We start from the raw sequence: 20,796 nt of genomic DNA on the forward strand, positions 1-20,796 counted from the left end.
CCTCTCTATCCACGGCTGACGCGGCGCTGGCCGGGCAGGTGCGCGACATCGTGACCCGGACGATGACCGAGGACCACCTGCGGGCCGTCATCGTCCGGGTCACGATCGACGGACGACCCGTCATCACCGAAGCGTTCGGCGAGTCCTTGCCGGGAGTGCCGGCCAGCACCGCCATGCATTTCCGCAACGGGGCGGTCGCGATCTCGTACGTCTCGACGGTGTTGCTCCAGTTGGTCGACGAGAAGAAGGTCAGCCTGGACGACAAGCTCTCGACCTGGCTGCCGCAGGTGCCCCACAGCGACCAGGTGACGCTGGGGCAACTGGCGCAGATGACCTCGGGCTACGCCGACTACGTCCAGGACCCCGGGCTCATCGCGGCGGTCTATGCCGACCCGCTTCGTACCTGGACCCCGGAGGAACTGGCCGCCAAGGCGACTTCGAAGCCGCTCTTCTACACCCCGGGCACGAACTGGGACTACGCGCACACCAACTACGTCCTGCTCGGCCTTGCTCTGGAGAAGATCACCGGCACCCCCTTGGACCAGCTGATCCAGCAGAAGGTGCTCGACCCGCTCGGCCTCGTCAACACCCGAGATCCCGGCACAGCCGCCATCCCGGAGCCTGTCCTGCACGCGTACACGGCCGAACGGCGGGAGGCCTTGGGCATCCCCGCCTCCACCGCCTTCCTGGAGGACTCCACTTACTGGAACCCGTCCTGGACGCTCGCGCGGGGAGCCATCCAGACCACGGACATCACCGACATGACCGCCACAGCGGAGGCCATCGGCTCCGGCAGGCTGCTGTCGAAGGAGTCCCACGCCCTGCAGGTCAGCACAGGCCTGCGCGGGCGTACGACCCCTCTCGACGGGTGTCCCACCTGCATGGCGCAGGGCGAGGGGTACAGCTACGGGATGGGCGTGGTGACGAGCGGCAACTGGGTGCTCCAGAACCCGATGTTCGGCGGCTACTCCGCGGTCGAAGGCTCCCTGCCCTCGAAGCGGATCGCGATCGGGGTCGTCGCGACGTACGAGGCGGCAGCCTTCGATTCCTCCGGCTCGGTACCCAACCGGGCGCAGGACCTGTTCAGACTGATCGGTGCCGCGGCGGCACCCGAGGATGCGCCGCCGACACCGCACCGCTGACCGGCGTCTGCGGCGCCGGGTGGTGCCGCACCGTGGGGTTGTGGGTCCCGGCGACCGCCACGAGCTCGGCCGCGATCCCCCGGGGGGCTGCCCGGTCCGCCACACCGCCTGAAGCGGCCGGGTCAGATCGAGTCCTTCGATCGGCACGACGGCCAGTTCGCCCGTCCGTGCCGGGCCGGCCACGACCAGATCGCTGAGGACGCCCGGGGCGACCCCGGCCTGGACGGTCGCGCGGACACCGGCGTTGCTGTTCAGGACAGCTGCTGCAGGTGCCAGCGTCAGGGGTGCCAAGGCGTGCTCCAGGACGGCCCGGGTGCCCGAGCCCACCTCGCGGATGACCAAGGGGTCCTGGCCAGTTCGTCGGGATCCACACTCGTCTTCCGGTGCCAGGGGTGGTCGGGCGTGACCACCAGCACGAGGCGGTCCCGGGTCACCTCGCGATGGACCAGCCCGGGAGTGGGGCTAGGGTCCTCGATGAAGCCGAGGTCGAGCTCACCGGCCAGGACGAGCCTGGTGACCTCGGCGGAGTTCTCCACTCTGAGCCGCACCCGGTCCTCCGGATGCCGACGCCGCAGCTCGGCCAGCCAGGCCGGGAAGAGGTGTTCGGCGATCGTCATGGACGCCGCGACCTCGAGGTGCCCGGGGGCGGCCGATTCCAGCGATCGAAGGGCCAGTGCCAGGGCATCCGCCTGCTGCACCAGCGGCCTCGCCCAGGCGACCACTGCCTGTCCCGCCTCGGTCGGTTCACTGCCGCGGGGCGTTCGGCGGAAGAGCACGACGCGCAACTCCCGCTCGAAGCGGCGTACGGTTCGGCTGGCATTGGCCTCCGCCATGCCGACCCACCGCGCACCGGCGCCGACACTTCCCCGATCGGCGATGGCGACCAGCAACTCGAGGACCTCGAGGCTCGGATACTTGGTCACCCCAGGATGATACGGAGCCGGCGGCACGGCCGTCAGGCGGTGAGGCCCCGACGCGCAACGGCATGGATGGAGGCGATCAGACACAAGGTCACAGTGCCGGCGAGAATCAAGGTGGCGGCCTCACCGGTGGTGGTCAGGAACGGCTGCCCGGTGCCCCTGCCCAGGAGCACGGCGCCCAAGGCCAGCGTGCCGATCGGAAACGTGAGGGCCCACCATCCGGGACTGAACGGCATGCGCAACAGGAAGCCTCGCCCGGTCACCACGACCGCCCAACCGACGAGGGGTATCCCGACGCCCAGCATCAGGTAGCCGTACGCATTTGCCGCCTGCTGGACGATGTGGACGACCGGCAGTGCCAGCAGGGGTTTCGCCTGGGCCGCGATGGACTGCACCGCGGCTGTCGACTGCCCGACCATTCCCAGCGGGATCCACGCGGAGGCGGATGCCACGAGGGCGATCGGGGCGACGCGCCAGTGGTGGTGGTACGCCACGGTGAAGACGATCGTGCCGAGGCACAGGGACAGAAAGAAACACGTGATCGTGGTCATGAGCAGCCAGATCTGTGCTGAACCGACCAAGCGCGGCACCAGCGCGGCACCAGTCGTTGCCGAGACCATCGGGCCGACCACGGCGAGGCCCCAGACCGTCGTGGGCGCACCGCAATCACGTCCGACCAGCCGGGCCCCGAACCCCAGGGCCGCCAGCAGACCGATGAGGGTTCCGATCGACCACAGCACACCGTCGAGCAACCAAGCCGTGGACGTGAGCTCCGGCCACCACGCAGGGACGACGGTGGCGGTGCAGGATCCCACGGCGAGGAGCCCCATCGACACGGTCCCCCACATCGGCGCTTTGTCGGTGTCGCGAACTGTCACCGTGAAGTTGCGGCGGTCGTGGGCGACGCGGCGGAGGAATCCTGCGGTGAGGACGATCAGCACCGTCCACGCCAGGACCATCGCGACCCCGGCCATCGCCTGCGCCCCGGGGAGCCGCTCGGCGAACGTCTGGAGCAACGTGCCCAGGATGCCCGTGCCCATGACGGCCGGATACCACGACGGTCCGAGTGGCGGCAGGGCAGCGACGGGAGCACAGGGGGATCCCGTCGCCGGCGGGACGGGGCGGGCAAGGGAGACTGTCACACCTGACATCCTTCGCGCCGAGCCCGACCGGCGGTAGCCCCCGGCGAGGCAGCAGGTCCTATCAGCCTGATAGGACCCATCGAAGGCGAGAGTTCCCGGGAGCGCAGCACCGTCCGGCCATGCGCTACCGGGCGATCTCCCGGCGCTCGGACGCCGGCGCGAGGAAGGGGATCCGCGGCATCAACAGGTCGACGCCGACGACCCTGACAGCGGGTGCCACCGCCAGGGACCAGGCGACGGACGCCAGGACATCGGTCGGGAAATGCATCGCGTCGATCATGATCGCCAGGGCCACGACGATGACGAGCACCGTCCCGATGACCTTCCACGGACGCTGCCAGCGGGTGCCTCGCAGCAGGTACGCCACCGCGATGACGAACGCGACGATGAAGACGGTGTGGCCACTCGGGAACGAGGCGTCGGTCTGCACGGGCGAGAAGGCGTGCGGCATGAGCGCCGCATCGGGCCGGGGCCGGTGGACGAGGAGCTTGACGACGGCCGACGGCAGCCAGGTCACCGCGACGAGGCCACCGAACGCGATCGCGGTGCGCAGGCTCTTGCCGACCAGCCAGATCAGCGCACAGATCACCGCCGTGATGATGATCGCCGGCACGGGGCTGATGATGTGGTAGATCGCCGAGGTGAGACTGCCGAAGGCCCCGGAATGCAGGCTGTTCATTGCCTTGGCGAGTGGCAGGTCCACGGGGTGCGACTTCAGCAGGAATCCCAGACCGGTGATCAGCAGGATCGCCACCACCGCCACCAGGATGAGCGTCAGGGGATAGTCCGACCGGCGGAAGATGCCGTTCTCGTTCTCCTCCTGGAGAGCTCGCCGCGGGGTGGAGGGCAGATGATCCGGGACAGTCATGACAGGTTTCGCGCTTTCTCTCACTCGTCGGACAGGGGACGTACCGCTGTGCCGTCATCATCCAACCAGACGGGGCAACACCAGCACCGATCCCGGGCCGTTCCTGAGCGATGGATTAAAGCCTGAAGCGTCTCAGCAGTTTCTGAGAAGACCAGCGCCTAGCCTGGGCGGATCAGTCCCAGGGAGCCCCTGCCGCCCGACCAGCCAGGAGAAGCATGATCAGGTCCGACCGGGCATCCCAACTGCCCCCTGCCCGCCGCGCCGCGCCCGTCGCCGATGGCCGGCCGCGCCGCGTCTGGCGCCGCCTCGGAATCGGCGCCGTGGCCCTCGTGGTCGCCGTCGTCCTGGCCCTCGGGGTCTTCCTGTTCTCGGTCTACCAGGGGGTGCACCGGTCATCGGCCCTCGGCGCCGACGCCCAGGTGAGCATGAACGGGCCGGTCGACATGCTCATCATGGGTCTCGACAGCCGGCTCGACGAGAACGGCAAGCCGCTACCGGAAGACATCTACAACGCGTTGCATGCCGGTGAGGCCTCGACGGGCGGTCTGAACTCGAACGTCCTGATGTACGTCCATATCCCCGCCGACGGGTCAGCCGCCAGCGTCTTCTCCATCCCCCGCGACGACTATGTCGACATCCCCGGCTGCCCGGACGGTGTCTGCAAGGCGAAGATCAAGGAGGCGTACGGTCTCGCCTTCGACGCCTCCCAGCGCGCCCTGGCCCGTCAGGGCAAGACCGGTGACGACGCCTACCAGAAGTCCCGCGACGCCGGGCGTTCCGCCGAGATCGCCACGGTGAACCAGTTCCTCGGGGTCAGGATCAACCATTTCACCGAAGTGACGATGGTGGCGTTCTTCCAGATCGCCCAGGTCGTCCAGCCCGTCACGGTGTGCGTGAAGCAGGACACCCAGGACTCCTACTCCGGCGCGAACTTCCACGCCGGCAAGCAGCAGATCAACGCCCAGCAGGCAGTCGCGTTCGTCCGACAGCGGCGGGACAACGTCCATCCGCAGCTGGAGTTCACCGACCTCGACCGGTCCCGGCGCCAGCAGGCGTTCCTGGTGTCGCTGTTCAACCAGCTCAAGCAGGCCAACACCTTCCTGAACCCTGCGAAGCTCTCCGGGATCATCGGCGTGGCCAAGCAGAACCTCGTCATCGACTCCGGTCTGAACCCGCTCTCCCTGGCCCCGATCGCCGCAAACCTCTCCGGCACCAAGCTGCACTTCTACACCCTGCCGGTGGAGCGCTTCGGCACTGATCCCTCAGGCCAGTCGGTCAACATCGTGGACCCGACAGCGGTGCGCCAGACGGTGCAACGGCTGCTCAACCCTCCGCCGCCGAGCACCCCGACGCCCACGCCGACGCCCAGCCCGACCTCGTCGGCCTCCCGGACGACGACCAAGAAGCACCCCACCACCCCGACCCCTTCCGCGGTGGCGCCCACGCCCGTGGACGCCACCGGCGGCGGGACGGCGGGGCCGGCCCCGACAGCCCTGACGGATCTTTCCGGCGCCGGAGTGGCCTGCGTGAAGTAGTGGGTCACGACCCCCGGGGGCCGTGACCGTTGCCGGTACCTAGGCTCGTGGTGTGCGTACGACGACCGAGACACTGCCGGGCCTGACCCTCACCACCCTGACCCTCGACGCGCCCCTCGACCATGCGGATCCCCGGGCGGGCACCCTCGAGGTCTTCGCGCGGGTGGTGACCGGTGAGGACGGCGCCGGCAAGCCCTATCTGGTCTTCCTGCAGGGCGGGCCGGGTAACGAGGCGCCGCGCCCTACCCTGTCCCCGGCGGCACCGTCGTGGTTGCCCCGGGCGCTGGCGGATTTCCAGGTGGTCATGGTCGACCAGCGGGGGACGGGGCGCTCGACCCCCATCTCCACCACCGTGGTGACGCGTGACGGTCGGCCGGAGGCCAGTGTCACTCCCCCGCTCGCAGGCCTGAGCGTCCCAGACGCGGCCGCCTATCTGACGCATCTGCGCGCCGACGAGATCGTCAACGACTGCGAGCTGGTGCGGGAGGCCCTCGGAATCCGCACCTGGACGGTGCTCGGGCAGTCCTTCGGCGGCTTCACCACCCTGCGGTACCTCTCCGCGCATCCGGAGTCTCTGGAGGGGGCCATCCTCACTGGTGGGCTCAGCGCGGTCGGCCGTCCGATCGACGACATCTACTCGACCACGTGGCAGATCATGACCAGGAAGTCAGAGGAGCACTACCGCCGCTTCCCCGGGGACCGCGATCGGGTGCGTACGCTCAGCAGGCTGTGCGCCGAGGGCCGGATCAGCCTGCCCAACGGCGACCTCGTCTCGCCGGACCGGTTCCGCACGGTCGGCGTGCGCCTCGGCATGCAGGGAGGCCCTGAGCAGTTGCACTATCTGCTCGGCCTCGACCCCGGGTCGTCGGCTTTCGCCCATGACCTCGCCGCCGCGTTGCCCTTCGGTGGACGCAACCCGCTCTACGCCGTCCTCCATGAGTCCTGCTACGCGGATGGTGTGGCGACCCGCTGGTCGGCCGACCGGACGATGCCCGACCGGGTGCGCGAGGACGTGACGCTGCTCGGTGGGGAGCACCTGCACCGCACCCTCTTCACCGAGGACACCGAGTTGGCGCCGTTCGCCGAGGTGGCCGACCTGCTCGCCGAGCACGAGTGGAGCCCGCTCTACGACCCGAGCGGCTCGCGGCGGCCGACGTGCCGGTCGCCGCGGCCGTCTACCACCACGACGCGTACGTGCCGGTGGACTACTCGCTGGAGACGGCGGCCCTGCTCCCTGACTGCCGCACCTGGGTGACCAGTGAGTACGAGCACAACGGGCTGCGGATGGACTCCGCCGTCCTCGATCACCTGATCGGACTGCTGCGGGGACGCCGCTGGCTCTAGCCACGGGCAGTTCAGGCGTCAAGAGGATAGCCTTACTTCACCGGCGGCCCGCCCTGGCAGGAGGGCATCCCGAGGTACGAGCCAGCCCGCAGACCACCGACGAGAGGACGACTCCATGCCGCAATACCTGCTGTCCGTACACCACGGCGACGAGGACGCGATGGGCCAGGGCGCTCCGGCCGAACAGATCCTCGCCGACGTCGCCGCCTTCAACAACGCCCTCCTGGCCGACGACCGGATGGTCTTCGCCGGCGGCCTGCTGCCCGCGTCGGAGGCCAGGGTCGTCGATGCGACCGGCCCCAAGGTCGAGATGCGCCGCGGCACGTTCCTACCGGGGGCCCTGCAACTCGGCGGCTTCTGGGTCGTCCGTGCCGCCGATGCCACCGAGGCGCTCGAGCTGGCGGAGCGTGCCTCCGCCGCGTGTCGCCTGGCCGTCGAGGTGCGGCCGTTCCAGGAAGAGAGCTGAACCGGCTGGTCCTACCTGCTCACATTTCCAGCGTGACCAGCTCCACGGGGTCGATGCCCGACTCGCGCAAGGTGGTGGCGTACGGGTCGGTGGCGAAGGCGAACCCGCCACCGCCTACTTCCTCCAGGCGTCGGACACCGAGGTGTGCGCCGCCGAGGTCGAGAGTGAGCCGCCCCTCGGCACGGGACAACATCCCACTGCCATCGGGTGCCGGGATCCGACCCGGGTCACGTGGGTCGAGCGCCCCCAGGGCCAGCACGCCGTCGGCACACTCGCCGGCACGGACCGGCTCCGCGAAGGACACACCGGCGTCGGTGCTCTCGAACGGGAGGACCCACTGGCCACTGCCGCGCGCGGCGTCCGTGAGGTCGACGACGAGGACATCGGCCACCACCCCCTCCGCCGCATCGGGCCGGGTCCGATAGGCGGCGGCCGCCCCTGCTTGCCACTCCAGACCCGTGTCGGGGTCCGCTTCGACCAGGGGCATCACCGCGGCGCGCACCAGACCGACCCAGCGCGGCCCCAAGCCCTCGACGAGGGCCGGAGCGGGAACCACGCTCCAGTCTGCCGCGACCTGCAGGACGAGGCCGAAATCCTCGCGGGCCAGGACGAGCGCCTGGCCGCTCGCCTCCAGGGCGCGACGCAACACGAGCTCCTGGCAGAACGTCTCGAACCACGAATCCATGCCCCTATCCTGCCCTGTCGGCTCCTGGCACTGCCGCCGCACCGGCCGCGCGAGCCGCACGAGCCACGCTGGCCTCGCCCGACCCCGCATGAGCGACAGCGCTGAGGCTGCGCGGCATCCCAGGCACCCTCGTGGCGACCGGCCACTGGACCTCCGCGCTGATCACGTACCGATGCAGATCACCCACCTCGCGGCACCCCGTGAGCGCTGCGGGCGCCTCGGCCGCCACCTGCCGGCGTGCAGCGGGGCACGGTGGATAGCCGGAGGCGTAAGCCACAGCACCGGCCAGGGCTGCGCGATCAGCAGCGCCTCGGACGCGGTGCAGCGCGATCGCGTAGGCCCCGCCGACGGCACCGACCCAGGTGAGCACGAGCAGGATCACTCCCACACCGCAGAGCAGCAGCGTCCCCGATCCTCTCTGCTCCTTCACGACGCGCTCCCCGGCTCACGCAGCACCCGTGCTTCGGCGACGAGCACCACCCGCTCCGGACGCCCCGCGGGTCCGCTGGGCAGCTCACCACGGACGCGGACCACGCCGCTCTCCTGGGTGACGGTGAGCCGGGTGCCGGCGGGAGCGTCGGCCCGCGCATCAACGACGCCCATCCGGTCCCCACGGGCTGACTGCCGGGCTACTTCCGCGACGGTGTCCTCCAACAGGAGCTGACGCGTGAACAGGTGCAGACCCCAGCCGAAGACCAGGGTCATCAGGACGATGACGACGGTGCCGAGGGCCAACTCGGCGGTCACCATGCCACGGTCCGATCGGACCTCACGACGCTGCACGGCACAGCCTCCTCCATCGGTGGGATAGAACGCGGCCCGCACGCGGTGGTGATCCCACGGTCGGGGACCACCACCGGTACGGAGGGCCTCAGACTCCGAGGCCCTTGGAGGCCATCACGGCCCGGAAGATCGCCATCACGAGCTGGAGCAGCATGTCGAGGAACTCGGGGTTGCGGAAGACGTTAATCAGGCCGGTCACGAGGGCGACGGCGGCGACGGTGCCGACGGCGTACTCGGCGGTGGCCATGCCCCGCTCGTCGGCGTGGCGCGCGCGCCGGGGACGGCCCTGCTGGACCGTCACCGGCGCCGTCGTCCCGCACTCGCCGGAGTCGTCGGTGTCGTCGAGTTCGTCGTCCAGGTCGTCATCGAAGCGATCGTCGAGGTCGAACTCGTCGTCGTCGGCGGCGTTGATGGGCTCGGTGGTGATGATGTGGCTCATGGCTTCCCTTTCAGTGCCCGGCACCCCTGCGGCCCGGGCTCGACGGGAGCGTGGGACACGGTGGGGCTGCGGGGTCATCGGCCCGATTCCCTGTGGATCGAGCCCGGTGAGGGGGTTGCCCTGTGGACGGATCAGCCGAGGAGGTGGGGAAGAGTGCCGGCGATGACGGGAACCACCCCCACCAGTAGGAAGGCGGGCAGGTAGCAGGCCATCAATGGCAGCACACTGCGGACTCCGACCGTGCGGGCCCTCGCCAGGACGTCTGCGTGCCGCTCGTGGCGCGCCCGATCGGCGTGGGCCTGCAACAACTCGACGAGGGCGGAGCCGCTCTCCACCGACCGGGCGAGGTCACGCGCCACCATCGACCAGACCGGATCGTCGACGAGGCGACGCCAGGCCCGTGCTTCGGCGTCGCCGATGGCCACTTGGCCGAGTACACCCCCGATGTCATCGGCCAGCGGTCCTCCGAATGCTCCGGCGACGGCTGCCGCGGCTCCCCTGACCGGCAGGCCCGCCGCCAGGCAGGATGCCATCAGCTCCAGTGCCCCTGGTAGGTCGGCCGCCAGGCGTCGCCGCCGCCGGCGTTCCGCCGGGGAGACAACCCGCCCGCTGGCCACGTACGCCCCAGCAGCCACGGCCATGACGATCAGGGGCGCGAACCACCCCGCTGCGGTGGACAGGACCACCACCCCCGCGGCGCCTCCGGCGCTCATCGCCACCCGTGCCCGGGTCTCGGGATCCGGCGCCCCCGGGACCGGCCGCGCGAGCCGTTCCCACGCCCTGACCGGCCACGAAGCGGCCCGCTCGCCCAGCAACCGACGCGGGCCGCGGGGTGGAGCCGGCACGACCAGCCCCACGACACCCGCGGCCAGCGCCGCGACCACGGTCGCGAGGGCGCTCCCCGGATCCATTTCAGTCCTCCCGTCCGGGTGAACGCGCCAGGGCCCTGGTCCACAGGGCCCCGATGCTCGCCAGCACGACCGCGGCGACGCTGCAGGCCAGCCCCACCGTTGTGTGCAGCAGGAAGTCGACCGGCCGGCCCCCGATCGAGTACCCGAGGCCGATCCCGACGACGGGCAGGACCGCCATCAGCTGTCCGGTTGCCTGGGCCGAGGCGAGTTCGGCGCGGACCAGGCGGGACACTTCGGCATCCCGCTCCAGCGCACCGGCCACCTGGTCGAGGGAGGGCCCCATCGGTGCCCCGCAGGCCTGGGAGACCTCCCAGGCCCGGGCGAGGTCGAGGAGGCCGGCACAGCCAGGCTCCAACGCCTGTGCGCGCCAGGTCCGCACCACATCGTCGCCGACGAGCAAGGCCGCTGCAGCCCGGGCGAGGACGGGGCAGTCCCCCGCCACCAGGCCGACCGCCGCTTCCGCTGCCCGCCCTGCGCGCACCTCGGCCGCGACCATGCCGCAGGCTCGGGCGACCTCGGTCTCCGCCCTGGTCCGGGCAGAGCGTTTCCTCCGAGAGCGGGCGAGCGACACCACGGTCGCGACCGGCACGATCACCAGCACGATGTACGCGGCCGCCCTGGGACCCTGCACCAGCCAAGCCACGACCAGCACCAGGGCTGCCACCGGTATCCAGAGCAGGGGCCCACGGAGTCGCCGTGGCCTGCGCGCAGCGGCCGGGTGCGGGCCTGCCGCCGAGCCCTGATCCAACCGCGACACAGCTCGGCGTCGGGTGCCCCGAGGATGAGCACGACAGCGGTCGCCGCACACAGCGCCACGACAGCGGCACTCATCGCGCGACCCGTGCCAGGAACTCCTCCGCGGCAGGCCCGTGGTGCACTGTGCCGTCCGCGCCGAAACTGACTGCCTCGCGGACAGCCAGGCCTGCTGCGGCGTCCCGTCCGAACATCCCGATCTGGGCCACCCGGCGACGCCCGTCCTCGTCGCGGCGCAGGTGCACGACGACGTGCAGAGCCGCCAGTGCTTGGGCCTGCGTCGCCTCCCGTCCCATGCCACCCAGGGCGGCCAGCGCCTCGAGGCGGGCCGGGACATCGGCCGGGGAGTTCGCATGGACGGTCCCGCATCCTCCCTCGTGCCCGGTGTTCAGCGCGGCGAGGAGGTCGCACAGTTCAGCGCCGCGGACCTCCCCCACGACGACGCGGTCGGGTCGCATCCGCAGCGCCTGTCTCACGAGGGTGGCCAGACCGAGGGCACCGCTGCCCTCCGCGTTCGGGGGACGACCCTCGAGACGTATGCAATGAGGATGCGGTGGATCCAGCTCACGGGAGTCCTCCACCACGACGAGGCGCTGGTCGGTGGGCACCAGGCCGAGCAGGGTGCCGAGCACAGTGGTCTTGCCGCTGCCAGTTCCCCCGGAGACCAGGAACGCGAGCCGGCGCTCCACCAGGCCCTCGAGCAGCGGCACGCCGACCGGCGGCAGCGTGCCCCGGTCCACCAGGTCCGCGAGGGTGAATCGCTTGCGCGAGGGGATGCGCAGCGAGATACAGGTGCCCGGATCGGCAACGGACCCGAGAACGGCGTGCACCCGGGTCCCGTCCGGCAGGCGCGCATCGACATAGGGAGCGGCATCATCCAGGCGTCGACCCACGCGAGCCGCGAGGCGCAACGCCAACCGTCGCACCTCCTCGTCGCTGCCGAAGACGAGCGGCGTGCGCTCCAAACCGTGCCCCCGGTCGATCCACACCTGGTCCGGCCCGTTGACCAGGACATCGGTCACTCCCGGCAGGGTCAGCAACGGCTCGAGGACGCCTGCCCCATACGACTCGCGGTGCAGCCGCTCGACCGCGTCGTAGAGCAGGGCGTCGGTCACCACGAGTCCCTCGGCCCGCATGGCCGCCGCGATGTCCCCGGTCGTCGGTGGGTGACCAAGACCGGCGAGGGCCGGCCGGAGCCGGTCGAGGTCGACCAGACCGGTCATCGTCGCCGGTCCCGTCCCGCGCCGCCCTGTCGGGTCCCGGTGCCGGCTGTGGCCGGCATGGCATCGAGGCTGGTCAGCAGGCCGGCGCAGGCCGTCACCCACGACCGGCGGGCCACGCGCCAGGGCGGGTCGCCACGCTCGGCCGCCACGGGTAGGCGGGGATCGTGCGGCAGGACTCCGGCGACCGGGACGCCGACGGTCTCCGCCACCACGGCAGGATCGGTCCCCCGTCCTGGCTCGTGGTCGCTGCGACGCGCGGCGATCCAGGGGTCCATCCCCTCGGCGGCGCAGTGCATCGCCACCTGACGGGCCGAGGCGAGGTGTCGGACGCCCGGCCCTGCCACGACGAGGACGCTGCCGGCGCGCGCCAGGTGTCGTCCCCAAGGAGGGCTCAGGGCGACGTCCAGCACGACGAGGTCGTACGTCACGCGGGCCGCCCCGAGGACGCTCTCGACGGCCGCGTCGTCGGGGAGCAAACCCTCGGCCGAACGCCCCATCGCCAGGACGTCGACGCCGTCACCGCCGGGCAGTCGCCCGGCGAGTGATCCCAGGGCACCGCGCGCTCGCGCTAGGTCGTCCCACCGCCACCCGGGTGAACGTTCAAGGCCGACCAGCAGGTCGATCCCACCGGCCCACGGGTCCAGGTCCACCAGGACGGGATGGCGCCCGGCGAGGGCTGCCGCGCCGGCCAGTCCCGCCGCGGTCGTCGACGCCCCGGCGCCGCCGCCACCGGAGACGACGGCGAGCGTTCTGGCTCCTTCACCGGGCGGAGTACCGCCCAGTGCCCGGCCCAGCACTGCCGTGTCCCGGGGGACGACCACGAGACTGGCCCCCAGGGGCGCCGACCACCGGCACAGGTCTGCGGCGTCGGTCTCCTCACCGAGCAGGTGCACCCCGTCGCGCCGAGGCAGGCCGAGCTCGGCGACGGCCGGCGCGGCGTCGACCAGGACCAGGACGGTGCCGGCGGCGGCCCAGCGCGCCGGCAGGAGGGGTGGTTCGAGCAGGATCGGCGCCGTGGCGCCGAGTGCAGTGGTGACCGATTCCACGGCGCGGAGGAGATCGGTCCGGGTGCCGACGAGCACGGTCGTGGATCGCGGGACGGACCGCGACGGCGTGGGCAGGCGCCGGGACCCACCCAGGCCCCCGATCGACGATTCGGTGGGCAGTGCCTCGGAGCGGGCATGACGCGGCAGCACATCCATGGCCCGAGGATGGGTCGCGGGACCGGCCGACAGCCCGACACCACAAGATCTGTGGACAACCCGCACCGTCAGGCCCACCTGTGGAGAATCGGCCGGCAGCCGTGAGTCGAATCACAACGTAACCCTTTCGCGACCACCGGCACCACTGGTATGAATTGAGCAAGGGTCACACCCCGCACAGCAGCCAGGCACCCACGCAGCGATCGACCGTCTTCGAGGGCGTAGCAGCCGGCCTCACGCCGACTGGCACGACACGGCAGTGCGCCTGATCACCTGGTCTGAGGTGTCCTGAGGGACCCGCCCCTGGGCGGGTCCCTCAGCATGTCGGGGCTGCTCTGACCCGCCCCCCGTAGAGTGGGGCCCATGCCTTCCCCTCGCACCAATCACCCGGGTGCGGCCATGGCCTGGCTGCTGCCGGATGCCGGTGCCCAGGTCCTCGACCTGTGCACCGGGACGGGCGCGTTCACCGCTGATCTGGTGCGCTGCGGACACCGTGTCTTCGGTATCACCGCGGACGCCCGCGTCGCCCAGCAGGTCGCCGCACGCGCGACGGGTGCGACAGTCATCCGGGCGAGTGCCGACCGGTTGCCGTTCCGCCCGCGGTGGTTCGACGTGGTGACGATCGCCGGACAGCGGGCCCGCTCGGCGGAGGCCTTCCCCGAAGCCGTGCGGGTGCTGCGGCCCGGCGGCCATCTCGGCGTCCTCCGGACGACACGGGACGACACGGTGCCCTGGGTACGCAGATTGGCCAAGCTCTTGCAGTCGTACGACCCCACGGCGATGACGACCGCGACCTCAGGTCCGTCCCAGGAGGAGGTGCTCTCCGGCGGCTGGTTCATCGCCTCGGAGACGAAGGCCTTCCGCCATTGGGTGCCGATCGACCGCCCCGGCCTGCTGGCCATGGTGGAGGGCCGCCCGCGGATCCGCCAACTGCCCGAGGCCGACCGGCAGGACCTGATCGCGAAGGTCACCGGCCTCTTCGACGACATCGCCCGGGGACACGAGGTGATGCTGCCCTACCGGGTCGAGTGCCGGAAGGCCTGGCCCGATCCCGAGCGCCAGGCGATCGAGCCCTCGATCACGGTCGGCATTCACATGCGTTGGTGACGCCGACGCGCCGCCGCCCTCACGACCTCGGGGCCACCTCGTCGCTCTCGAGCAGGCCGCGGCGCGGCACCGGTGTCGTCTCCTCGGCTGCTGCGGGCCACGGCCGGCGCTCTCCCCGGCCGGACCGGCGTCTGCTGACCACGGCGGGCTCGAGATGCTTGGCCAGCCGCTGCTCCCGGCGTACGTCCCTGCGCTCGCCGACCCCCTCGACCAGTGTGTAGAGCACCGGGACAAGGATCAGGGTGAGAAGGGTGGAGGAGACCAGGCCGCCGATCACCACGATGGCCAGTGGCTTGGAGATGAACACCCCTCCTCCGCTCAGCCCCAAGCCCATCGGGGCCAGCGCGAGGACGGTGGCCAGGGCGGTCATGACGATGGGCCGGAGCCGGTGCCGGGCGCCTTCCTGAACGGCATCGTCGATGGACCGGCCACGGTCGCGGTACTGGTTGATCAGGTCGATCAGCACGATGGCGTTCGTGACCACGATGCCGACCAGCATGAGCGCGCCGATCATCGAGGGGACGCCCAGCGGGGTCTTCGTGAGGACCAGGGCGGCGATCGCGCCGACGCCGGCGAACGGGACGGACACCAGCAGGATCAGCGGCTGGATCAGCGACCTGAACGTCGCCACCATCACGACGTAGACGAGGGCGATGGCGACCAGCAGTGCCAACCCGAGCTGACTGAAGGCCTTCTGCTGGTCGGCGCTGACTCCGCCGACGCTGACGCTGACCCCGCGGGCGCCGGCACCGCGGCGACCTTCGCGGAGACCGCACGGGTGACCGCGCCCAGGTCGGAGCCCGCCGGAGTGACCGACACCGTCGCGCTGCGGCGTCCCTGGCTGCGAGCGATGGAGGTCGCCACGTCCGTCTGCCGGATGTCGGCGATGTCGCCCAGCCGCACCGTCGTCGACTGCGGCTTCGCTGCCTGCGCGGCCTGCGCGGCCTGCGCGGCCTGGGCGGCCGATGTCCTGGGGGCGACGGTGGGGGTCGTGGGGGTCGTGGGGGTCGCCGGCGCCTTCACCACCGTGGCGGGCACCTTGAGGTCGCGCAGCGCGTCGAGCCCGACGGGAGCGTCACCGACGCTGATCATCACGTCCTTGGTCACGCCGTCGGTCTCCACCTGCGCCACCTGTTGCGGGGCCAGCGCCGCCTTGACACTCGAGGAGACCGTACGCTCGTCGACGCCCTTCTCGGCCGCCTTCGTACGATCCAGGTCGACGACGACGGTGGGCCGGTCGGCGGTCAGTGTGTCGGTCACGCCCGCCGAACCCTCGAGGTCGGTGAGCGCCTCGTGGACGGCGGTGGTGGCGCTGCGCAGTCGGTCGGTGTCCGGCGCGGTCACGGTCACGTCGATGGTGCTGGTCCCGTAGCCCGCCTGGGCCGCGACCGCGACCTCACCGACGCCGGTGAGGGGCTTGACCGCGTCGCGGACCTGCTGCTGGACGGCCACCTGGTCGGCGCCCGGGTCGGTGGTGACGGAGAAGATCGCCTTGTCGGCCCCGCCCCCGGTGAACATCGACTCCGCGCCGCCGCCCCCGATCGTCGTCTGCACCGTCGCGACGCCGGCGACACTCCGCAACGCCTCCTCCACACTGCGGGCCTGGCGGTCCTGCTCGGCCAGGGACAGTGCGGGCCGGAACTTCTGCGTCACGGTCAGGGTGTTCTGGCCGGTGTCGCCGAGGAAGTTCGTCTGCAGTCGCGGCACGAGGGCACCCGACAGGCCGAGCAGTACGACGGCGACGACCACGGTCAGCCACGGGTGGCGTACGGCTGCGGTGAGCGAGGGCAGGTAGACCCGCTGCATCGGCGTACGGCGCGGACGCCCGGTCGCGTCGTCGAGGGCGGTGACGTGACTGCGGGACCGCTCCGGCAGGAACCAGTAGGCCAACACCGGCACGATCGTCAGCGCCACCACGAGTGAGGACAGCAGAGCCAGGGAACTGGTGATGGCGAAGGGGCGGAAGAGTTCGCCGACCTGACCGCCGACGAGCGCCAGCGGCAGGAACACCGCCACGGTGGTCAGCGTCGACGCGGTGATCGCCGTGGCGACCTCCCGAACACCGGTGAGCACCGCCTCCTGGCGGCGTTGCCCTTCCCCCAGGTGGCGCTGGATGTTCTCGATCACGACGATCGAGTCGTCCACCACGCGTCCGATCGCCATCGTCAGGGCGCCCAGGGTGAGCATGTTCAGCGAGTAGCCGGCCGTCCCCATGCCGATCAGGGCCATCAGGACCGAGACGGGGATCGACACCGCCGTGACGAGGGTGGGCCGCAGCGAGGCGAGGAAGAGCAGGATGACGACGACGGCCATCAGCAGGCCCAGTCCGCCCTCGACCAGCAGGTTGTGGATCGAGTCCGAGATGAACGGCGCCTGGTCGAAGACGACGGTGGTGTGAGCGCCGTGCCCCAGCGCGGCATCGAGGCCGGCGAGCTTGTCGCGGATCTGACCGGAGATCGCGACACTGTTGCCGTCGGGTGTCTTCGTCACGGACAGTGCGAGGCTCTCGCGGCCGTTGGTCCTGGCCAGAGAGGTGGCCGGCGCTTCGCGCTCGCTCACCCTCGCGACGTCGTCGACGCGAACGGCGGCCCCGGTGGGGCTCGTCATCGTGACGGCGGCGACGTCCGCGGCCGCGGTATAGCGCTCACCGACGGTCACGGTGAGTTCCTGGTCCCCGGACCGCAGGGCCCCGCCCGCGGCGGGTGCACCCGCGGAGCCGATCGCCTGCTGGAGTTGCGCCACCGTGACGCCCTTGTCCGACAGTCTGGCGTCGTCGACCGCAACGAGCACCTGCGGGATGGGCGCCCCGGCCACGCTCACGGTGCGGACGCCGTCGACCTTCTCGATCTCGGGGACGACGAGCGTACGGACCCGCTCGGCCAACTGTCCCGCCGAGGTGTCGTCGGCGACAGCCAGCTGGAGCACCGGGACGTCGTCGATGCTGCCGGTGAGCACCTGGGTCGTGATCCCGTCGGGCAGCACTCCCTCGACGCGGGAGATGGCCGCCTTGGCGTCCTGCTGTACCGACGACATGTTCGAGCCGTAACGCATCTGCAGGGTGACGGTGGACGAACCGGCGGCCGACACCGACGAACTGCTCTCCAGACCCTGGAGTGAGGCGACGGCCTGCTCGATCGGGATCGTCACGCGCTGCTCGACGACCGCCGGTGAGGCGCCGGGATAGGACACGTACACGACGGCCACCGGTACCGAGATCCGCGGGATCAACTCCTGGCGCAGCCGGCCGGTGCTGATCACCCCGAACAACAGCACGAAGACGGTGATCAGGGCGATCAGGGCCCTGTTACGCATGCTCAAGCCGGCAAGTCGGCCCATCTGGTCCCTCCCGAGGTCCCCGCCATTCTCCCAGAACGCGCACCGAGGGCAGCGAGGCACTAGGCTCGGGCGTGGAACGCCCCCGCTTCCCTTCCCCCGTCAGCCGCAGCACCACCCAGGAGACAACCGCCATGGCCGATCAGATCAGTGACCTCCTGAAGAACATCACCGACGACGTCAAGATCATCGTCAAGGGCGAGGTCGATCTCGCCAAGGCCGAGCTGATGCCGAAGGCGAAGAACCTCGGGATCGGTGGCGGCCTGTTCGCCGCTGCCGGCGTGATGGCGATGTTCGCGCTGACCCATCTGATGACCGCGGCCGGCTTCGGCCTGGCGGTCGCCTACTCCGGCGGTACCTTCTCCGCCGGCCCGGCCTGGGGTTTCCTCACCATCGGTGGCGCCTTCCTGATCCTCGCCGGAGTCCTCGCCGGCATCGGCTTCGGTCGCGTCAAGGCGGCCACGCGGCGGGGCATGCTGCCCGCCGAGACCATCGACCAGGCGACGACCACGGTCGACGGTGCGAGGGCCGCCATCACCCGCGGCAAGGCCGAGGCCGAGGCCGACGCGGAGGCCCGCAAGGCGGCGAAGAGCAGCGAGGCCTGGGTGGGCGCCGACCGGATCTGACCCGCCGCAGGGCGATCAGCGGGTGGGGTTGTGATCCCGCCCGAACCGGGGCGGCACCGGGCGTACGCGCTCGTGGTCCCACGGCAGCGCCCACCCGGCGAGGTCGATGATCGCGTCGACCAGATGCGCGGTGAGCCCCCAGATGAACAGGTCGTCGACGATGAACGCGGGGCCGCTGCGGCCTCCGGGATAGTGCACCGTCGCCCGGTTGGCCGGGTCGACCAGCCGGCCCACCTCGACCTGGTGCAGCGCGGCGATCTCTCCGGGGTCGTTCACCTCGACCGGGTGCGGGGTGTGCCACCAGGCCACCACGGTGCTGACGTCGAAGCCGCTCACCGCGACGTGGGCCGCCGGAAGGACGCCGAGCACCCGGAACGAGTCGGGCCGCACCGCGGCCTCCTCGCCGGCCTCGCGCTGCGCCGTCCCGATCGCCCCCTCGTCGCCCTGCGCCCAGGTGCCGCCCGGGAAGGCGATCTGGCCGGCGTGCTTGCGCAGATGCGAGGACTTCTCCACGAACAGCAGCCGCGGCGCCGGCGGGCGGGTGTCGAACAGTGCGAGGACGGCCGCACGCCGTCCGCCTTGGGCCGCGCGGTCGATCAGGATGCGCTGCTGAGTCTCGGGCCGGCCCAACTGCTGACGGAGCGTACGCAGCACCGCCGGGAGCGGCTGCTGGGCCGCCGGCCTCTCGTCGAGTTCGACGTCGCGCTCCCCGAGGTCGCGGGGGTAGCCGGTGAGCGGTCGGGGGTGCTCGGGACTGTCTGTCGCATCGTCGAGGAAATCCGGTCCCTCGACGTCGGGAATCCGCTCCACCATGCCCGCCACTCTACGCAGCGCACCCAGCGTCGACCACTCGCCGGAGCCGACCGGCTACGACGTGCCCAGGTGGTCGCGCAGCAGTCCGCGTAACTGGTCGGCCGACGTGAGCGCTCCGGCGTGGCGGTAGACGATCCGGCCGGAGGCATCGACCAGCACCGTCTGAGGGATGCCGACGACACCCAACTGGGAGGAGAACCGGCGATCGGGGTCCGCCACCTGGGCGTACGACCAGCGTTGGGCCCCCGCGAAGTCGAGAGCTGCCGCCGGATCCGGGTCGGCCACATCCACCCCGATGAACCGCACCGTCGTCGCCGACTCCTTCGACACCTCGGCGAGGAACGGAGCCTCCGTACGGCAGGGTCCGCACCAGGTCGCCCAGAGATTGACGACCATCGGCGTCCCTCGCAGGGCGGCCAGGTCGACCGGCCCCGATCCGTCGAGGCAGGCGGTGGTGACCGCCGGCAGCCCGTCCGCCGCGGCACCGGACCCGCCGGCAGCCCCAGAGGCTGGACACGGGGCGATACCGAGGGCCGCCCGCTTGGCGACCAGGGCCGGATCCGGCGAAGCGGCACCGCTCGTCGACACGGCGGTCGCCGGAGCAGCGGTCGCCGGAGCGCTGCCGAGCGGCTGGACGGGCTGGGTCGTCGCGCACCCGGCCGCCAGCACCATGACGGCCACCGCGACGAGCGCGGGCGCCGTACGCCTCCCGCTCATCCGCGGGGCTCCCGGACCAGGGCCGCCGCCTTCACGGGGTCGGTCTCCCCCTCGCCGTACGCCGGGCAGAGCGCCGCCACCGGGCAGGCCCCGCAGGCGGGCCGGCGGGCATGGCAGCGACGTCGGCCGTGCCAGATCAAGTGGTGGCACAGCATCACCCAGTCGCGCGGCGGGAACAGCGCCCCGACCTCGGCCTCCACCTTGTCCGGGTCGGTCTGGGTGGTCCAGCCGAACCGTCGGGCGAGTCGCCCGAAGTGCGTGTCCACCGTGATCCCCGGCACGCCGAAGGCATTGCCCAGCACGACGTTCGCCGTCTTGCGGCCGACCCCGGGCAGGGTGACCAGCTCCGGCAACGTCCGCGGCACCTCGCCGCCGAAGTCGTCCAGCACCCGGCGCCCCAGCCGCAGCAGTGCCTCGCTCTTGGCCCGATAGAAGCCCAGGGGCCGCAGGACCTCCTCCAGCTCCGTACGATCCGCGCCTGCCAGCGCCTCGGGATCGGGCCAACGGTCGAAGAGCACCGGCGTCGTCGCGTTCACCCGGACATCGGTGGTCTGCGCCGACAGGATGGTCGCCACCAGCAGCTCCCAGGCGGACCCGAAGTCCAGCTCCGCCCGGGCATCCGGGTAGGTCTCGGCAAGGATGCGGTCGATGCGGCGGGCTCGCCGGACCAGTGCCGTCCTCGTCTCCCTCCCGTCGAGGGCATCGCGCGCGCTCACTCCAGCAGGGTAACCGCCGCGCCCTACGGCCGGCGCGGGAAGGCGTTCCCTCGGAACATGTGACCGACCCA

Annotated in this window: 18 protein-coding genes and 3 pseudogenes; 6 read left to right on the top strand and 15 right to left on the bottom strand. The window is 71.3% G+C overall.

The window, feature by feature from the left end:
- Positions 1 to 50 precede the first annotated feature (50 nt).
- On the top strand, positions 51 to 1,142 hold the full coding sequence (locus Rai3103_RS03095) for a serine hydrolase domain-containing protein (RefSeq protein ID WP_228489122.1): 1,092 nt from the start codon (positions 51 to 53) through the stop codon (positions 1,140 to 1,142).
- A 144-nt stretch (positions 1,143 to 1,286) separates the two neighbouring features.
- On the opposite strand, the pseudogene Rai3103_RS17370 reads toward Rai3103_RS03095, so the two are convergent.
- From Rai3103_RS17370 to Rai3103_RS03110, 3 genes and pseudogenes are all read right to left on the bottom strand, one after another.
- Positions 1,287 to 2,149: pseudogene (locus Rai3103_RS17370) on the bottom strand (LysR substrate-binding domain-containing protein); the annotation flags it as partial.
- A complete protein-coding gene (locus Rai3103_RS03105; protein WP_153571351.1) occupies positions 2,098 to 3,213 on the bottom strand; it encodes a TDT family transporter in 1,116 nt (371 codons plus the stop codon). The pseudogene Rai3103_RS17370 and the gene Rai3103_RS03105, both read right to left, overlap by 52 nt.
- 115 nt (positions 3,214 to 3,328) lie before the next feature.
- Positions 3,329 to 4,072 (bottom strand): phosphatase PAP2 family protein, encoded by a 744-nt coding sequence (locus Rai3103_RS03110; RefSeq protein WP_153571352.1) that lies wholly within the window; start codon positions 4,070 to 4,072, stop codon positions 3,329 to 3,331.
- A 215-nt stretch (positions 4,073 to 4,287) separates the two neighbouring features.
- On the opposite strand from Rai3103_RS03110, the gene Rai3103_RS03115 reads away from it, so the two are divergent.
- The 3 genes and pseudogenes from Rai3103_RS03115 to Rai3103_RS03125 all read left to right on the top strand — a co-directional run bounded on the left by Rai3103_RS03115 (position 4,288) and on the right by Rai3103_RS03125 (position 7,417).
- Entirely contained in the window at positions 4,288 to 5,607 is a 1,320-nt protein-coding gene (locus tag Rai3103_RS03115; RefSeq protein WP_228489124.1) for an LCP family protein, read from the top strand.
- Positions 5,608 to 5,659: 52 nt separating this feature from the next.
- Positions 5,660 to 6,951 (top strand): annotated as a pseudogene (locus tag Rai3103_RS03120) (alpha/beta fold hydrolase).
- Positions 6,952 to 7,066: 115 nt separating this feature from the next.
- Complete coding sequence (locus tag Rai3103_RS03125) at positions 7,067 to 7,417, top strand: YciI family protein (protein ID WP_153571353.1); 351 nt, start codon at positions 7,067 to 7,069, stop codon at positions 7,415 to 7,417.
- A gap of 19 nt (positions 7,418 to 7,436) precedes the next feature.
- On the opposite strand, the gene Rai3103_RS03130 is transcribed toward Rai3103_RS03125, so the two are convergent.
- From Rai3103_RS03130 to ssd, 8 genes are all read right to left on the bottom strand, one after another.
- Positions 7,437 to 8,102: a hypothetical protein gene (locus Rai3103_RS03130; RefSeq protein WP_153571354.1), complete on the bottom strand. Its 666-nt coding sequence runs from the start codon at positions 8,100 to 8,102 to the stop codon at positions 7,437 to 7,439.
- A 4-nt stretch (positions 8,103 to 8,106) separates the two neighbouring features.
- The gene (locus Rai3103_RS03135; RefSeq protein ID WP_153571355.1) at positions 8,107 to 8,532 is read right to left on the bottom strand and encodes an Rv3654c family TadE-like protein; all 426 of its coding nucleotides are present in this window, start codon (positions 8,530 to 8,532) and stop codon (positions 8,107 to 8,109) included.
- Positions 8,529 to 8,885 carry a TadE family type IV pilus minor pilin gene (locus tag Rai3103_RS03140; RefSeq protein ID WP_153571356.1) on the bottom strand — a complete coding sequence of 119 codons (357 nt, stop codon included), beginning with the start codon at positions 8,883 to 8,885 and terminating at the stop codon, positions 8,529 to 8,531. Before Rai3103_RS03140 ends, Rai3103_RS03135 begins: the two co-directional genes overlap by 4 nt.
- Before the next feature lie 88 nt (positions 8,886 to 8,973).
- Positions 8,974 to 9,324 (bottom strand): DUF4244 domain-containing protein, encoded by a 351-nt coding sequence (locus tag Rai3103_RS03145; protein ID WP_153571357.1) that lies wholly within the window; start codon positions 9,322 to 9,324, stop codon positions 8,974 to 8,976.
- A 131-nt stretch (positions 9,325 to 9,455) separates the two neighbouring features.
- A complete protein-coding gene (locus Rai3103_RS03150) occupies positions 9,456 to 10,235 on the bottom strand; it encodes a type II secretion system F family protein (protein WP_153571358.1) in 780 nt (259 codons plus the stop codon).
- Position 10,236: 1 nt separating this feature from the next.
- Positions 10,237 to 10,899, bottom strand: a complete 663-nt coding sequence (locus tag Rai3103_RS03155) for a type II secretion system F family protein (protein WP_153571359.1) — start codon at positions 10,897 to 10,899, stop codon at positions 10,237 to 10,239.
- Positions 10,900 to 11,062: 163 nt separating this feature from the next.
- The gene (locus Rai3103_RS03160) at positions 11,063 to 12,211 is read right to left on the bottom strand and encodes a TadA family conjugal transfer-associated ATPase (RefSeq protein WP_153571360.1); all 1,149 of its coding nucleotides are present in this window, start codon (positions 12,209 to 12,211) and stop codon (positions 11,063 to 11,065) included.
- On the bottom strand, positions 12,208 to 13,413 hold the full coding sequence (ssd, locus tag Rai3103_RS03165) for a septum site-determining protein Ssd (protein ID WP_153571361.1): 1,206 nt from the start codon (positions 13,411 to 13,413) through the stop codon (positions 12,208 to 12,210). The genes Rai3103_RS03160 and ssd overlap by 4 nt, the downstream gene beginning before the upstream one ends.
- Positions 13,414 to 13,776: 363 nt before the next feature.
- Between ssd and Rai3103_RS03170 the strand changes: the two genes are divergently transcribed.
- Positions 13,777 to 14,520 (top strand): class I SAM-dependent methyltransferase, encoded by a 744-nt coding sequence (locus Rai3103_RS03170; RefSeq protein WP_153571362.1) that lies wholly within the window; start codon positions 13,777 to 13,779, stop codon positions 14,518 to 14,520.
- Positions 14,521 to 14,539: 19 nt separating this feature from the next.
- On the opposite strand, the pseudogene Rai3103_RS03180 reads toward Rai3103_RS03170, so the two are convergent.
- Positions 14,540 to 17,856: pseudogene (locus tag Rai3103_RS03180) on the bottom strand (efflux RND transporter permease subunit).
- A gap of 131 nt (positions 17,857 to 17,987) precedes the next feature.
- On the opposite strand from Rai3103_RS03180, the gene Rai3103_RS03185 reads away from it, so the two are divergent.
- The gene (locus Rai3103_RS03185) at positions 17,988 to 18,479 is read left to right on the top strand and encodes a phage holin family protein (RefSeq protein ID WP_153571365.1); all 492 of its coding nucleotides are present in this window, start codon (positions 17,988 to 17,990) and stop codon (positions 18,477 to 18,479) included.
- Positions 18,480 to 18,494: 15 nt separating this feature from the next.
- Here Rai3103_RS03185 and Rai3103_RS03190 read toward each other — a convergent pair whose 3' ends face one another.
- The 3 genes from Rai3103_RS03190 to nth are packed head-to-tail and all read right to left on the bottom strand — an operon-like array spanning position 18,495 to position 20,725.
- Positions 18,495 to 19,292 (bottom strand): NUDIX hydrolase, encoded by a 798-nt coding sequence (locus Rai3103_RS03190; RefSeq protein WP_153571366.1) that lies wholly within the window; start codon positions 19,290 to 19,292, stop codon positions 18,495 to 18,497.
- A 54-nt stretch (positions 19,293 to 19,346) separates the two neighbouring features.
- Positions 19,347 to 20,009, bottom strand: coding sequence for a TlpA family protein disulfide reductase (locus Rai3103_RS03195; RefSeq protein WP_194793242.1), 663 nt, complete (start codon positions 20,007 to 20,009; stop codon positions 19,347 to 19,349).
- Positions 20,006 to 20,725 carry an endonuclease III gene (nth, locus tag Rai3103_RS03200; RefSeq protein WP_194793243.1) on the bottom strand — a complete coding sequence of 240 codons (720 nt, stop codon included), beginning with the start codon at positions 20,723 to 20,725 and terminating at the stop codon, positions 20,006 to 20,008. Before nth ends, Rai3103_RS03195 begins: the two co-directional genes overlap by 4 nt.
- Positions 20,726 to 20,796 lie beyond the last annotated feature (71 nt).

Source organism: Raineyella fluvialis, assembly GCF_009646095.1.
GTDB classification, from domain to species: Bacteria; Actinomycetota; Actinomycetes; order Propionibacteriales; family Propionibacteriaceae; genus Raineyella; species Raineyella fluvialis.

Bases quoted from the DNA above. Each gene is read 5' to 3' on its own strand.
- Rai3103_RS03105 (WP_153571351.1), bottom strand. From the start codon at position 3,213: ATGTCAGGTGTGACAGTCTCCCTTGCCCGCCCCGTCCCGCCGGCGACG.
- Rai3103_RS03110 (WP_153571352.1), bottom strand. From the start codon at position 4,072: ATGACTGTCCCGGATCATCTGCCCTCCACCCCGCGGCGAGCTCTCCAG.
- Rai3103_RS03115 (WP_228489124.1), top strand. From the start codon at position 4,288: ATGATCAGGTCCGACCGGGCATCCCAACTGCCCCCTGCCCGCCGCGCC.
- Rai3103_RS03125 (WP_153571353.1), top strand. From the start codon at position 7,067: ATGCCGCAATACCTGCTGTCCGTACACCACGGCGACGAGGACGCGATG.
- Rai3103_RS03130 (WP_153571354.1), bottom strand. From the start codon at position 8,102: ATGGATTCGTGGTTCGAGACGTTCTGCCAGGAGCTCGTGTTGCGTCGC.
- Rai3103_RS03145 (WP_153571357.1), bottom strand. From the start codon at position 9,324: ATGAGCCACATCATCACCACCGAGCCCATCAACGCCGCCGACGACGAC.
- Rai3103_RS03150 (WP_153571358.1), bottom strand. From the start codon at position 10,235: ATGGATCCGGGGAGCGCCCTCGCGACCGTGGTCGCGGCGCTGGCCGCG.
- Rai3103_RS03160 (WP_153571360.1), bottom strand. From the start codon at position 12,211: ATGACCGGTCTGGTCGACCTCGACCGGCTCCGGCCGGCCCTCGCCGGT.
- ssd (WP_153571361.1), bottom strand. From the start codon at position 13,413: ATGGATGTGCTGCCGCGTCATGCCCGCTCCGAGGCACTGCCCACCGAA.
- Rai3103_RS03170 (WP_153571362.1), top strand. From the start codon at position 13,777: ATGCCTTCCCCTCGCACCAATCACCCGGGTGCGGCCATGGCCTGGCTG.
- Rai3103_RS03185 (WP_153571365.1), top strand. From the start codon at position 17,988: ATGGCCGATCAGATCAGTGACCTCCTGAAGAACATCACCGACGACGTC.
- Rai3103_RS03190 (WP_153571366.1), bottom strand. From the start codon at position 19,292: ATGGTGGAGCGGATTCCCGACGTCGAGGGACCGGATTTCCTCGACGAT.
- Rai3103_RS03195 (WP_194793242.1), bottom strand. From the start codon at position 20,009: ATGAGCGGGAGGCGTACGGCGCCCGCGCTCGTCGCGGTGGCCGTCATG.